Here is a 12,366-nt window from a genome sequence, read left to right on the forward strand (position 1 = left end):
CGGGGCCGAGTGCGTTTACCGGCTCGGTTGCGGAAGTTCGCAGTCGCCCACGCGCGGATTCACCCCGGCGTAGTTGAGCGGGCCCGCGAGGGCGGTGAGACCGATCGTGCCCCAACCGGCGCAGTTCAGCGGGGGCCCGCTGTCGAAATAGTGCCGCTGGCCGGCCGCGAGCAACCCGATCGCCAACCAGGCGAGCAGCAGGAAGCCGAACACCCGGGAGCCGGCGCCCGGGCCGCGTCTGGCACGCGCACGGGATTCGTAGTCGCGCATCTCATCGGTTCCTTCCGTGCACCCCGTCAGAGGGAATACCCGGCCGCACCGACAGCTATTCAACAAACACCAGCGGGTACACAGTAATTCATAAACAGCAAATGTTCAGTTCATATCAGGGACCGCTCGGCTCACAGCGCGTCCGAGCGTACGAATACGGACGGCCGGGTGGGCATGCCCACTCGGCCGTCCGTTATTCACTCGATCGAACTACGGACTGGGTTGCGGAACATTGCAATCCGCGACCTTCGGATTCACGCCCATGTAGTTGAGCGGTCCCGCGATGACAGTGACGGCGATGGTGCCGAAACCGGCGCAATTGACCGGTCCACTGTCGAAGTAGTGGCGTTGTGCTGCGGCGATCACGCCGATCAGCAACCAGATCAAGACGATTACACTTCCGATTCTCATGTTTCTCTCGCGCATCGTTCCCGCGCGGACTGTCCGACGGCGCATCTGGCATCGCGTCCTTCCCGCACTTTCCGTATCGGGCGTATACCCGCGATCTCACCCGTTACCCTCCGTGAAACGAGCAATTTTCGAATCGGTTCGGCGCACACGGGTAGCTTCGGTAGGCATGGCATCCGTGTTGCAGTGGTGGATCCCCGGGTGGGTGATCCTGCTCGTGCTGGTGGCGGTCTACGAACTCACTGTGAACAAGCGCCGCAGGCGCCGCCGTACCCCTGTCTCCGGTACGTTCACCGACGAGTTCACCGCGCTGTTCTACGCGACCAAGCGCATGGAGCTGGATCATCGCGAATCGGTGTCGATGCTGCGAGACGAGCAGGACGAGGGCGCGCCACCGCTGGTCGGGGTCGACCTGGCGCACCATCGGGTCGTGCTGCGCAAGCAAGCGGGCCGGTAGCGACCGGCGCTGCACCCCTGCGATTTCCAGCGAAGGCGGCGGTCGTCGGCCAGAATGGGCCCATGCGCGGCTCGATGAGTGAGAAATGGCAGCGGTTCGGTGCGCACCTCGAGACCGCGCCGGCGCGGCTGTCGAGTGAGGTCCGCCGTGCCTTGCGTGCCAGAGCCGCCCGGACCGCGGGCCCCGCCCAGCCCGCCGAGACGGAACTCACCACCTTCGCCGAACTGGTGGCCGACCGGTCCTACCGGATCGCCGAGCAGCAGATCACGGCGCTGAAAGCGGCCGGGCACACCGACGACGAGATCTTCGAGGCGACCGCGGTCGCCGCCTACGGCGCGGCCGACCGGCGCCTGCGCGCCGCGCGGCTGGCGTGGGAGGGGAACTGAAATGTGGCTCGAATCGGTGCGATCCGGCCACGACCGGCCGACCAGACTCGTGTTGTGGACCATGCGTCGGTTCAGCGGCGTCGAGGTCCCCGCCGTGCTGAAGGTGCTGTTCTACCGGCATCGGTTCTTCGGATCGCCGCTGTCGGACCTGATCCAGGAGGCCATGCGCGGACCGTCGTACTGGACCGTCGCCGAACGCGAGATCTTCGCGACGCACACCTCCCAGGCCAACGAGTGCCCGTTCTGCGCGACCTCGCACGAGGCCATCGCCGGTGCGTACATCGACGCCGACGTGGTGACTCGCGCCTTGGCCGACGGCGCGGATTCCCCGCTGCGTCCCGAGGCGCGCGCCATGCTCGGTTTCCTCGCGAAGATGGCCCGTGATCCCGAGGGGTTGACCGCGCAGGACGCCGCCGTGGTCCGGCTGGCGGGGGTTTCCCGTGATGCGTTCGACGAGGCCGTCTGGGTGGGCACCTGCTTCAACGTGATCAACCGGATGATGAACGCCGTCGGGGCGGGCCCGCTGGAAGGCAGGCAGCCCAGCGTGAGTGCCCGATTCATCAAACTCGCCGGCTACCGTATGCCACCGCCGGTGACATTGTTCTCGCGCGGCGTCTGACCGCTTTTCCTCCGATTCGCTCGCGTGCCGGATCGATGTGTGTTCTCCTCGAATGGTGAGCCAAGTCCACTTGGGGCACATTTTTCACATCGCCGGTAGCCCTGCTGCCCGCGATGTGCCCGACGCGCTGGCCGACGTCCCGGACGGGGCTTTGATAATCGACGATCGTGGTCGTGTCGCATTCTGCGGAACGCGCTCGGATATCCCGGACGAGTACCGCGCCGGAAAAGTGTTCGACCATCGACCCGGATTCCTGCTTCCCGGGTTCGTCGACACCCATGTTCATTTCCCGCAGACCTTCGCAGGAGATGCCTACGGCGGCGGCCAACTGCTGGAATGGCTGGAATTATGCATCTATCCGGCGGAATCCCGTTACGCCGAAATCGAGTTCGCGCGATCGGCGGCCGCCGAATTCTGTACCCGACGAATCGCCGCGGGAACCACGGCGGCAATGGTGTTCGGCTCGGCGTTCCCGCACGCGCAAGACGCGCTGTTCGCCGAAACCCTCCGACGCGGTCTCCGGATGGTCGGCGGCCGTGGCATCCAAACGACAGGAGAGCCGTCGGCGGCGCCCTTGGTCACCACCGAAGACGACGCCATCCGCTTGACGAGCGAAGAGATCGATAAATGGCACGCCGCCGACACCGGTGACGTGGATACCGCCCTGTTGCACGTGGCGATCGTCCCACGCTTTTCGCTGGCGGTGACTCGGCGAACCTTGAACAACCTCGGCGAGTTGTACGACTCGGTGCGCGAACGCGGCGTCTATTTCCACACTCATCTCAACGAGAACAACCGTCCGGGAACCGGCGAAGTCGACACCACCAAGCATGCCTACGGCGTGACCACCTATCTCGACACCTACGACGGGAAGTTCCTGCCCGGGTCGGCGGTGGGCGGCAAGAGCCTGCTCGGCAGGCGCAGCATCCTCGCCCACTGCGTGCACTGCCAGGACGTCGAGCTGGCGCGGATGGCCGAAACGGGCACGTCGGTGGCGCATTGTCCGGTGTCGCAGCAGTTCCTCGGCTCCGGCACGATGCCGTGGAAGCGGACGCTCGCCTCCGGTGTCACGGTGGCCGCGGGCACCGATTACGGCGGGGGCGACGAATGGCTGATTCCGCAGGTGCTGTCGGCCGCGTTCAAGGTGCACATCTCCGAGCCGGGCGAGCACGGGGTGTCGATGCATCCGGCGGAAATGTTGTTCACCGGCACGCTGGCCGGGGCGCGCGCCTTGGATATGGAAAATCGTTTCGGTAATTTCGACGTCGGTAAGGAATCCGATTTCATCGTGGTGGAACCGGCGCGCGTTCCGGCTCTGGAACGCACGCTGGCACAGGGTATTCGTTCCGAAGACCCCGCATTGGCCCGGGATCAGACGTTGTTCGCGCTGCTGATGGGTATCCGCGAACCCGCGATCACCGAGGTCTATGTGCAGGGTCGCCGCATCGACGTCGCATAGCGTCGATGGACGCCGCCGCTACCGCCGTAACGGTCTTTCACCGACCGGTGCACGACGGAAATTTTCGGGACTGGCTCATGCGGATCACCGAAATCGCCCGTCGAATGGACGGATTCGTGAGTTCCTCCGTGGCGGTCACCGAAGGCGCGCTTCTCGAACCGGGTTTCAGCGTCACATTCCGATCCGAACCCGCACTGCACGCATTTCTGGACTCCGCCGAACGAGCGGCCGCACTGTCCGACGGCACAACGCTCGGTTTTCATTGCAAGAGCTCGGATCTGGTCATCGTCGAAGGCGGGTCGCCACCGCCGGGTATCGGCGTGTTCCGGCACAGCGTCGCGCGCGACAAGGAAGCCGAATTCGAGGCCACCGAGGCACGGCTCGTCGCGGTGAGTTCCACGTTTCCGGGATTTGAAGGCGCCGCCCTTTTTCCGTCGGACGGAGGGCGCTGGTTTTCGGTGCTCCGATTCCGTACCGAACGGCAGTTGTCGGACTGGATGCGCTCGGACGAACGCGCCGCCGCCCTACCGGAATTGCGTGCGAAGCTGACCGAGGACTTCATCGTGCAGGCGCACACCACGCCGTTCGGCTCGACCGTGCGAACGGTCGACGGCGAGACCAGGATGACGCCGACGTGGAAGACCGCCATGCTGGTGTTGCTGGTGTTGTATCCGACGGTGATGGTGCTGTCGCGTTTCCTCGGCCCGGTGCTGGACCGGGCGGGAGCGTCACCGTGGCTGGCGTTGTGGCTCAGCCAGATCGTGAGCGTGGGCTTGATGAGCTATTACCTGTCGCCCGCGGTGGCGAGCCGGTTCCGCCGGTGGCTCGATCCGATCGACGGCGCGGGCCGGCGGATCAGCGTCGCGGGGGCGGCGGTGGTCGTCGCGCTCTACGCGCTGACGCTGTTGCTGTTCGCGTCGGTGCGCTGGTTGCAGTACTGGGACTACGACTGAGCGTGCTCAGGAGAGGTCGAGATGCCGGTTCATCGACATCGCCGCCTCGGCCAGCTCGGGCAGTTCGAGCACCGTGACCCCCGCCTGCCGCAGCTTCTCCACTCCGACGCAGTCCACCACGAACGTCGACGGCTCGCGCCACGCGATCACCACGCCCGGGATCCCGGCCCGCAGGATCCGGTCGGTGCACGGCAGCCGATCCTTCGTCCCGCGTTCGGAGCAGGGTTCCAGCGTGCTGTAGAGCGTGGCCCGCCCCAGCCGCGGATCCACCGGGTCGAGCTTGCCGAGCGCGGCCTCCTCGGCATGCTCCTTCGGGTCGGACTCACGGGAGTAACCGGTCGCGATCTCCGCACCGTCGGCGACGATCACCGCGCCCACCGAGAACGCGCCCTCGGCCACCGGGCACAAACGCGCGAGCTCGATGGCCCGGTTCATCCAGTAGTGGTGGTCGGGCTCGGTCACCGGATCGCCCTCCTTCGGCTGGTGGCGCACTCGTCCTGCCAACGATGAAAAAGCCCCTCACCTGCGCGAACAGATGAGGGGCTGGAGCGGTGGCGGAGGGATTTGAACCCTCGGAGGGGGGTTACCCCTCACACGCTTTCGAGGCGTGCTCCTTAGGCCGCTCGGACACGCCACCGCCGACAACCATACCGGACCGTCGCCGGATCACTAAATCGTTTCCTGACCTGCGCTGGCTCATGAGCTCAGCGCTGGGTGCGGAAGAACTCGTCGAGCAGCGCCGCGCACTCGTCCTCGAGCACTCCACCGCGCACCTGGGGGCGGTGATTGAGACGACGGTCGCGCACCACGTCCCACAGCGAACCGACAGCCCCGGTCTTCGGCTCCCACGCCCCGAAGACCAGGCGGCCCACCCGTGCGAGCACCAGCGCGCCCGCGCACATCGTGCACGGCTCCAGGGTGACGGCGAGGGTGGCGCCCTCCAGCCGCCATCCGTCACCGTGGACTGCGGCGGCACGGCGCAGCGCCAGGATCTCCGCGTGCGCGGTCGGATCGCCGAGCGCTTCCCGCGCATTCGCGGCCCGCGCCAGTTCCCTTCCGGCGGAGTCGAACACTACCGCGCCGACCGGCACGTCACGATCCCCGGCGGCCGCCGCCGCGCCGATGGCGGCACGCACCATGTCGGCGTCCGACGGAATCGGGTCGTTCGGGAGAACGCCCACGTCAGCGTGGCAGTTTGTCCAGTACCGCGGCGAGTTCGCCTGCGAAGCCGAGACGCTGGGCGATCATGCCGAGCTGCTCGTCCGGATACAGATCGGTCTCGGCGAGGATGACGCTCAGCACCGGTTCGGGCAGGCCGAGATCGGCGAGCACCCCGAGGTCGCCCTCCTCCCACGGCTCGACATCGTCCAGTTCGTCCGGATCGATATCGGGGATCTCCACGTTCAGGGCCTCCAGGACGTCCGCGGCGATGTCGTAATCGATCGCGGCCGTGGCGTCCGAGACGAGCATGCGGGTGCCGCTCGGCGCCGGCCGGAGCACGATGAAGAACTCATCGTCGATGTCGAGCAAGCCGAACACCGCTCCGGAACTGCGCAAAGCCTTCAGTTCGTTTTCCGCGGCGGACAAATCGGTGAGCGCGTCCCGGCTCAGCGGACTGCACCGCCATTTGCCTTCTTCGCGGACAACCGCCACTGCGAACCCTTCCACGTCGTCGTAATCGTCCGACGCCGCCCTGTTCGTGCCCGAGCGCTGTGCTGCCATGGCCGCAACGGTAGTCTGCTCGAGCGGAAATGTTGAAGTCGTATGCCAATCTGTTCCGGTGACTTCGGCGATGAAAGCACCCGTATGCGTCCTCGGGACCGGTTTGATCGGTGGATCGCTACTACGCGCGGCCGTGACCGCAGGCTATGAGGGCTGGGGATACAACCGGTCGGCGGCCGGCGCGCAGGCCGCCCGCGCCGACGGATACGACGTCACCGAGGATCTGCCCGCCGCGCTGCGCCGCGCCGCCGGAACCGACGCGCTGATCATCGTCGCGGTGCCGATGCCCGCGGTGGACCACATGCTCTCCGCGATCGCCACCTACGCCCCCGTGTGCGCGCTCACCGATGTGGTGAGCGTGAAGGCGCCGGTCGCGGCGGCCGTGCGCGAACACGGTCTCGCCGACCGGTACGTCGGTGGTCATCCGATGGCCGGTACGTCCGAATCCGGCTGGGCCGCCACCGATCCGGCGTTGTTCCGCGACGCCGTGTGGGCCGTCGGCGTGGACGAGGGCACCCGGGTCGACCCGTGGACCCGCGTGGCGCGGCTCGCGCTGGACTGCGGCTCGGTGGTGGTACCGGTGGTGGCGGCGGAGCACGATCGCGCCGTCGCGCGCATCTCCCATCTCCCGCATGTGCTGGCCGAGGCCCTGGCCCTGGCAGGGGCCGCAGGCGGTGATCTCGCACTCGGCCTCGCCGCCGGGTCGTTCCGGGACGGCACCCGGGTGGCGGGTACGGCGCCCGGTTTGGTTCGCGCGATCTGCGAACCGAATTCGGCGGCGCTGCTGGACGTTCTGGACGAAACACTCACCGTGCTCGGCGCGGCCCGCGACAGCCTGCGCGAGGAGACATCCCTGGCGGATCTGGTCGAGGCCGGGCACGACGCCCGAGGACGCTATGAATCCGCGCGGCGTTGGGAGATCACGGATATCCGCCCGGGAGACCAGAATTGGCTGGAAAACTTGCGGGCGGCCGGACGGCGCGGTGGCGTCGTCACGCAGCTGGGCTGACCTCGCGCTCGAACGGCACTCCGCGGCACGTCATGCTGTCGGCGCGGCCTCGGCGACAGCCAGGGAACTCGACGATCCGGCCCTCAGCATGACCAATACGGCCTCACCGCGTCGAGATCGGCTCGGTGAACTGTGCGATGTCCGGCCCGGTTCCGCGAGAATCGCGACCTGGACCTCCCAGCGTCCCGGCTCGGGCCACCATCCGCACCCGCTATCAGATCCGTTCGGCCAGCCCTGGGTAATCCAGGAGGAAGCCGTCGGCGTCCACCGTGACCGTGGCGCTGGAGACCGGTGACAGCACGCTGATGCCGTCGGCGGCGCTGCTGTAGATCAGCGTGGCCTCTTGCACGAGCAGGTCGGGCAGGCGGACATAGACCACTGGGACCTGGACGTCCTCGACCGCGTGCTGTAGGTCGTAGCGGCGGATCGGCAGCGTGTTGAAGAACGGGCTGAGCACCACGTCCACGTCGAGGGCGCCTGCGAAGGTGGATCGCACGTGGTTACCGCCCGCGTCGACGAGCCAGTAGTTCTCCTCGTCACGGGCGATCGAGGCGTGCCGCTCACCGGCGGCCGTCGTGGTGCGCAGCGACAGCCGCTTCGTCGCGCCGTTCTCGTCGGTGACCAGGTCGTACGACGCGCTGAAGGCCGGGTGATCCGCGCTCGCGCCGCCGATCATGCGCCCGGCGGCGCGGATGCGGTTGCCGTTGAGCTGCACCCGCACCGACTCCATCCGCGTCGCGTCGTGGGCGCGCCAGGTGAGGATCGCCGGCCACCGGGATTCCTGCGGACTCGCGGCGGGGCGCTCGGGGTCGGGGGCTGGGGTTGTCACGTATCTACCGTAAGCGACACACTGCCCAGGCCCACACAACCGCCGGGTCATGGGCACCCTCGTCGGCCTTGTCGAGCGGTTCGGGTCGTGCAGGCCGCGACCGGCAAGGACCTGCACGACCGCTTGCAGTGCGGTCACGAGATCGCCGAACTGGAGCCGGTCGTGCACCTCGATCCCGTCACTCCCGGCCGGGCTGCCGCGCCCGCCACGTGCGCAACCGGTTCGGCGTCGACATCGACATCTTCAACAGCGACCTGCCCGACGGTGCCCCCGAAGTGGTCGTGCCGCCGCATCCGGCCAACGTCACGGCGTACAGCTCCTCCTCGACCGACTGCTCCAAGCCCTGACAGACCGCGACACGGCGTGGACCGGAAGTGACTACCGGGCCACGCCGTTGTAGGTCGGAGTTCAGTTCTGGGTGGATTGGACCGGTGACTTCGCTGGGTGAGCGTCGGCGGACACGCCGTCGTGGGCGACCATGGCATCAGCGCGGGCCAGGCGCGGACCAGAGGCGAGCAGGCCGACCATCGCCCACGGCGCGAGTTCGGGTTTGGCCTTCTCTGCGTCCATGCCCAGTGCCTTTTGTGCCTCGGCGTCCGTGATCCCGTAGCGCACACCGGTGTCGGCGACGAAGAACATGCTGTCGCGGCGTTGGCTGTCCGGCTCGATGCCAGTGGTCTGCACGAAAAACCCCGACCCAGGGGTGGCGTAGAACTGGGCAGCTTTGTCACTGCCGGGCGAATCGGCCTGAGCCAGCCGCACCGGTCGGGCGGTATCAGGGATCGGCAGCGCCTTCCCTGTGATCAACGCCAGCTCGGCGTGTTTGCTGCCATCGGAGACGTTCGCACCGGCCAACGGTCGCCATGACAGACACGCCACCGGCGAATCCTTGGCGTCGATGATGGTCGGCGCGGTATCGGGGAAGTCTGCCACCGGGAGCAAGCTCACCATATCCGCCAGGGTGCGTTCGAACGGCTGGATCTCGTTGTTTCCGGTGGTGACCGGGTTGGCGTTGCGAACGATCGCAGCGGTCAGTGGCGAAATCGCCTGTAACCCCTCACGTAGTACTACGAAATATTGGTTCTCGGTCGACAGCTTCACAACGTCGCCGTTGTGGAACCTGCTCAGAACGGAAGCCAACGGGCTCCCCCCTGGGTCGGTGATCCTCGGCGCTACGATGGCCGGCACTTCGGGAATCGCGTTCAGCAGGCCCTCGCTGATTCGGCGCGGGGTCATGCTGCGGATGCCCAATGCGTCGGTCACCGCGCGGTCGGCCATGTCCACCCGGGCACGGCGGTTGTCGTAGATCAGATACGCCGAGTCTCGCCCTTGCACCAGCAGCCCGCGGCCGTGGGCGAGGGCACCAGCTTTCTCTCCGAGGGCAGGGCTGCCAGCGATCACGGTGTTGGTTACCGTGGTCGTGCCGTCGTTGCGTAGTTCATCACACGCCGTCCACGCGCGGCCCTTGCCATCTGTGGCGAAGTTCAGCGAGGACGGGGCGCCCGGAATGCCGATCAGAAGCCCGCGCGGCTTCTTCGCCAGCTCCGACTCCTTGATGATCACCGGTTTCGCCGGATCTCCCACCGCCAACCGCGCCGACGCGAGATTGAGCGCCGGGTGCACCACGCCCTCGATCACCGCGTACACCTGACCGGACTCTTTGCCGATGAGGATCTTGTTGTCGTCGATCTTGTTCTGCGGACGTATCAGCGCCAGCACTCCACAGCCCGCAAGAACCACGCAGGCCAGAATCAACCCCGCCGCGTAGGCGCGCGATTGTGACCGCATCGGATCATGCAACATACGCACATCCCGGCGCACCAAGGCGTGCTCCATCCGCCGAACCAGGAAGCGATAACCGCTGACCTGCCAACGCGTAGTGGGTTTTGAAGGCATAAGTGCTCCCCCGACCAGTGCTCACAACTTGCCGACATACCCTAGCCCTGCAACACCTTCCCAATGCTAATCCAGCGGCCGATCGCGGGCTTGCCCCAAGCGTTTCATGGCAGGACGCACCACCGGTAGCGAAAAGGGAGTCCAGGCGGACAGCGCCCGAGTCACGCGGACACCACCTCAACCTGACGCGGTTCGCCTCGTTCTCCGGTGTGGTGTCGAGGTGTACCCCAACCTGGCATACGCGAGAGTGGAGGTGGCATCGGGTTAGAGCACGTCCAGGCGCACGATCGCGTCGAGTGCTCATCACACCAGCGACTCCCGCCACGCCGCGTGCAGTCCCGCGAACCGGCCGCTGCCCGCGATCAAGGCGTCCGGGGCGCCGTCCTCGACGATCCGGCCGGATTCCAGCACCAGCACCCGGTCCGCGATCGCCACCGTGGACAGCCGGTGGGCGATGATCACCGCCGTGCGTCCGCGCAGCACGGTCTCCAGCGCCCGCTGCACCAGCCGTTCGCTGGGGATGTCCAGGCTCGAGGTGGCCTCGTCCAGCACGATCACAGCCGGGTCGGCGAGGAACACCCGCGCGAACGCCACCAGCTGCCGCTGCCCCGCAGAGAGCCTGCCGCCACGCTTGCGCACATCGGTGCCGAAGCCCTCGGGCAGCGCCTGCACGAAGTCGTACAGGCCGACGGCGCGCGCCGCCGCGAACACCTCCGCGTCGGTGGCCTCGGGCCTGCCCAACCGGATGTTGTCGGCCACCGAACCGGAGAACAGGTAGGACTCCTGGGTGACCATCACCACGTTGCGGCGAAGGTCGGCGTCGGACACCTCGCGCAGGTCGACGCCGTCCAGGGTGACCGTGCCGCCGGACGGGTCGTAGAACCGCGTCAGCAGCTTCGCCAGCGTCGACTTGCCCGCACCGGTCGCACCCACCAGCGCGATCACCTGCCCGGCCGGGATGTCCAGGGTGAACTCCGGCAGCACCGGTCGCGCCGGGCGATCGGGCTCACCCGCTTCGGTGGACGGCGCTGGGTGGGCATCCTTCCGCGCGGACGATGCTTCTGCCGAGATATCGGCCGTCGGCGTCGGCGACCGGTCGACGTCCACGGCGTGAGTGCCGGAGCGGCGATGACCAGGTTCGTCCAGCCCGGCGCCGGAGGAACCTGGTGTCGGCGCGGTCGAGTAACCGAACCACACCTTCTCCATGCGGAGCTCGCCCGAGGCCTTCTCCAGTGACACCGGCCGCGCGGGCTCGGGCACCGACGGCTCCTCCTCGAGCACGCCCGAGATCTTCTCCAGCGCGGCCGCCGCGGACTGGTAGGCGTTGAACACCTGCGCCAGTTCGTCCAACGGCCCGTAGAACTCGTTGAGGTACAGCAGGTAGGCCGCCAGCACGCCGACCGCGAGGTCGCCCTCGATCACCCGCCAGGCGCCGACCACGATGACGGTGACCGTGGTCAGGTTGCCGAGCAGCTTGGTCAGCCCGGCGTAATCGCCCATGCCCCGCATCGCCGCGGTGGTCGCCTGGCGATATTCGGAGTCCTCGATCGCGAGCACCGACTCGTTGCGCTGTTCCCGGCGGAACGCCTGCACCGCCCGCATGCCGCCCATCGACTCGACGAACTGCACGACCACCTTGGCGATCGCGGCGCGCGTGCGCCGGTAGCCCGCTCGCTGCCTGCGCTGCGCCCACCGGGTGACCATGACCAGCGGGACGAAGCCGACCAGCACGATCGCGGCGAGAGCCTGATCCAGGTAGATCAGCAGGGCCGCGATGGTCAGCACCGACAGGATCGCGCTCAGCGCCTGGTTGAGCGCGCTCTCCAGCAGATCCTGGAGCGTCTCGATGTCGCCGGTGAGCCGCGCCACCACCTTGCCGGAGGTGTACTTCTCGTGGAAGGCGACGCTGAGCCGCTGCACGTGCGTGAACGCGCGTACCCGCAGGTCGAACAGCACGCTCTGGCTGAGCCTGCCGGACACCCGGAGGAAGGAGTACGTGCAGACCACGCCGAGCAGGACCGAGCCCAGGTAGCCGGCCACGGTTCCGGCCAGCGGCCCCCAGTTCCCCTCGATGCCGCGCGCGATGCCGGTGTCCAGCGCGTGCGCGACGAACAGCGGCGCGGATACCTTCGCGACGTTGTCCAGCACGATGAGCGCCAGCGCGAGCGCGGTGAGCTTGCGATAGGGCTTGACCAGGTCGAGCAGCAGCCGCCGGGAGCGGCCGGCCAGCACCAGATTGCCGGTCTCGGTGACCGCTTTGTCCTCGCCCGCGATGCCACGCCAGTCGGCCGCAGCCTCCTCGTGTGCCGCGACAGGCTCCGGTGTCTCGTCTTTCGCTTCACTGATCGTCGTGGTCAT

15 protein-coding genes and 1 tRNA gene are annotated in these 12,366 nt (G+C 67.5%); 7 read left to right on the plus strand and 9 right to left on the minus strand.

All coding sequences use genetic code 11. From position 1 onward, the window contains the following. Nucleotides 1-15: 15 nt before the first annotated feature. Both NA8_RS00065 and NA8_RS00070 read right to left on the minus strand, forming a co-directional pair. Nucleotides 16-270: a hypothetical protein gene (locus NA8_RS00065; RefSeq protein WP_063048283.1), complete on the minus strand. Its 255-nt coding sequence runs from the start codon at nucleotides 268-270 to the stop codon at nucleotides 16-18. Nucleotides 271-480: 210 nt separating this feature from the next. Further along, entirely contained in the window at nucleotides 481-681 is a 201-nt protein-coding gene (locus NA8_RS00070) for a hypothetical protein (RefSeq protein WP_040864380.1), read from the minus strand. Between the two features lie 166 nt (nucleotides 682-847). On the opposite strand from NA8_RS00070, the gene NA8_RS00075 reads away from it, so the two are divergent. The 5 genes from NA8_RS00075 (at nucleotide 848) to NA8_RS00095 (ending at nucleotide 4,552) form a co-directional block, all read left to right on the plus strand. Then, nucleotides 848-1,135, plus strand: coding sequence for a DUF6191 domain-containing protein (locus NA8_RS00075; protein ID WP_063048284.1), 288 nt, complete (start codon nucleotides 848-850; stop codon nucleotides 1,133-1,135). A gap of 62 nt (nucleotides 1,136-1,197) precedes the next feature. After that, nucleotides 1,198-1,521 carry a hypothetical protein gene (locus NA8_RS00080; protein ID WP_063048285.1) on the plus strand — a complete coding sequence of 108 codons (324 nt, stop codon included), beginning with the start codon at nucleotides 1,198-1,200 and terminating at the stop codon, nucleotides 1,519-1,521. 61 nt (nucleotides 1,522-1,582) lie between these two features. Further along, nucleotides 1,583-2,140 (plus strand): carboxymuconolactone decarboxylase family protein, encoded by a 558-nt coding sequence (locus tag NA8_RS00085; RefSeq protein WP_157106438.1) that lies wholly within the window; start codon nucleotides 1,583-1,585, stop codon nucleotides 2,138-2,140. A 52-nt stretch (nucleotides 2,141-2,192) separates the two neighbouring features. Continuing rightward, nucleotides 2,193-3,599, plus strand: coding sequence for an amidohydrolase family protein (locus NA8_RS00090; protein WP_063048287.1), 1,407 nt, complete (start codon nucleotides 2,193-2,195; stop codon nucleotides 3,597-3,599). Nucleotides 3,600-3,715: 116 nt separating this feature from the next. After that, complete coding sequence (locus tag NA8_RS00095) at nucleotides 3,716-4,552, plus strand: antibiotic biosynthesis monooxygenase (protein ID WP_245663595.1); 837 nt, start codon at nucleotides 3,716-3,718, stop codon at nucleotides 4,550-4,552. A gap of 6 nt (nucleotides 4,553-4,558) precedes the next feature. On the opposite strand, the gene NA8_RS00100 is transcribed toward NA8_RS00095, so the two are convergent. From NA8_RS00100 to NA8_RS00115, 4 genes are all read right to left on the minus strand, one after another. Continuing rightward, the gene (locus tag NA8_RS00100; RefSeq protein ID WP_063048472.1) at nucleotides 4,559-5,014 is read right to left on the minus strand and encodes a cytidine/deoxycytidylate deaminase family protein; all 456 of its coding nucleotides are present in this window, start codon (nucleotides 5,012-5,014) and stop codon (nucleotides 4,559-4,561) included. An 87-nt stretch (nucleotides 5,015-5,101) separates the two neighbouring features. Continuing rightward, nucleotides 5,102-5,189, minus strand: a tRNA-Ser gene (locus NA8_RS00105). Between the two features lie 67 nt (nucleotides 5,190-5,256). Next, nucleotides 5,257-5,691, minus strand: coding sequence for a nucleoside deaminase (locus NA8_RS00110; protein ID WP_063048473.1), 435 nt, complete (start codon nucleotides 5,689-5,691; stop codon nucleotides 5,257-5,259). Nucleotides 5,692-5,734: 43 nt separating this feature from the next. After that, a complete protein-coding gene (locus NA8_RS00115; protein WP_040864375.1) occupies nucleotides 5,735-6,274 on the minus strand; it encodes a tRNA adenosine deaminase-associated protein in 540 nt (179 codons plus the stop codon). A 70-nt stretch (nucleotides 6,275-6,344) separates the two neighbouring features. Between NA8_RS00115 and NA8_RS00120 the strand changes: the two genes are divergently transcribed. Then, complete coding sequence (locus tag NA8_RS00120) at nucleotides 6,345-7,283, plus strand: prephenate dehydrogenase (RefSeq protein WP_063048289.1); 939 nt, start codon at nucleotides 6,345-6,347, stop codon at nucleotides 7,281-7,283. A 214-nt stretch (nucleotides 7,284-7,497) separates the two neighbouring features. On the opposite strand, the gene NA8_RS00125 is transcribed toward NA8_RS00120, so the two are convergent. Continuing rightward, nucleotides 7,498-8,112: a putative glycolipid-binding domain-containing protein gene (locus tag NA8_RS00125; RefSeq protein WP_084499007.1), complete on the minus strand. Its 615-nt coding sequence runs from the start codon at nucleotides 8,110-8,112 to the stop codon at nucleotides 7,498-7,500. Nucleotides 8,113-8,321: 209 nt separating this feature from the next. Here NA8_RS00125 and NA8_RS33340 point away from each other — a divergent pair, with 209 nt between their 5' ends. Continuing rightward, on the plus strand, nucleotides 8,322-8,459 hold the full coding sequence (locus NA8_RS33340; protein WP_157106439.1) for a hypothetical protein: 138 nt from the start codon (nucleotides 8,322-8,324) through the stop codon (nucleotides 8,457-8,459). A gap of 61 nt (nucleotides 8,460-8,520) precedes the next feature. Here NA8_RS33340 and eccB read toward each other — a convergent pair whose 3' ends face one another. Together eccB and NA8_RS00135 are read right to left on the minus strand one after the other, a co-directional pair. After that, on the minus strand, nucleotides 8,521-10,008 hold the full coding sequence (gene eccB, locus NA8_RS00130) for a type VII secretion protein EccB (RefSeq protein WP_063048290.1): 1,488 nt from the start codon (nucleotides 10,006-10,008) through the stop codon (nucleotides 8,521-8,523). A gap of 303 nt (nucleotides 10,009-10,311) precedes the next feature. After that, complete coding sequence (locus NA8_RS00135; protein WP_084466389.1) at nucleotides 10,312-12,366, minus strand: ABC transporter ATP-binding protein; 2,055 nt, start codon at nucleotides 12,364-12,366, stop codon at nucleotides 10,312-10,314.

The organism is Nocardia arthritidis NBRC 100137 (assembly GCF_001612765.1).
Classification (GTDB): domain Bacteria; phylum Actinomycetota; class Actinomycetes; order Mycobacteriales; family Mycobacteriaceae; genus Nocardia; species Nocardia arthritidis.

What these genes read in the sequence shown, in the direction of transcription:
- NA8_RS00065 (WP_063048283.1), bottom strand. Translation starts at nt 270, where the DNA reads ATGCGCGACTACGAATCCCGTGCGCGTGCCAGACGCGGCCCGGGCGCC.
- NA8_RS00070 (WP_040864380.1), bottom strand. Translation starts at nt 681, where the DNA reads ATGAGAATCGGAAGTGTAATCGTCTTGATCTGGTTGCTGATCGGCGTG.
- NA8_RS00075 (WP_063048284.1), top strand. Translation starts at nt 848, where the DNA reads ATGGCATCCGTGTTGCAGTGGTGGATCCCCGGGTGGGTGATCCTGCTC.
- NA8_RS00080 (WP_063048285.1), top strand. Translation starts at nt 1,198, where the DNA reads ATGCGCGGCTCGATGAGTGAGAAATGGCAGCGGTTCGGTGCGCACCTC.
- NA8_RS00085 (WP_157106438.1), top strand. Translation starts at nt 1,583, where the DNA reads ATGCGTCGGTTCAGCGGCGTCGAGGTCCCCGCCGTGCTGAAGGTGCTG.
- NA8_RS00090 (WP_063048287.1), top strand. Translation starts at nt 2,193, where the DNA reads ATGGTGAGCCAAGTCCACTTGGGGCACATTTTTCACATCGCCGGTAGC.
- NA8_RS00110 (WP_063048473.1), bottom strand. Translation starts at nt 5,691, where the DNA reads ATGGTGCGTGCCGCCATCGGCGCGGCGGCGGCCGCCGGGGATCGTGAC.
- NA8_RS00115 (WP_040864375.1), bottom strand. Translation starts at nt 6,274, where the DNA reads ATGGCAGCACAGCGCTCGGGCACGAACAGGGCGGCGTCGGACGATTAC.
- NA8_RS00120 (WP_063048289.1), top strand. Translation starts at nt 6,345, where the DNA reads ATGAAAGCACCCGTATGCGTCCTCGGGACCGGTTTGATCGGTGGATCG.
- eccB (WP_063048290.1), bottom strand. Translation starts at nt 10,008, where the DNA reads ATGCCTTCAAAACCCACTACGCGTTGGCAGGTCAGCGGTTATCGCTTC.
- NA8_RS00135 (WP_084466389.1), bottom strand. Translation starts at nt 12,366, where the DNA reads ATGACCACGACGATCAGTGAAGCGAAAGACGAGACACCGGAGCCTGTC.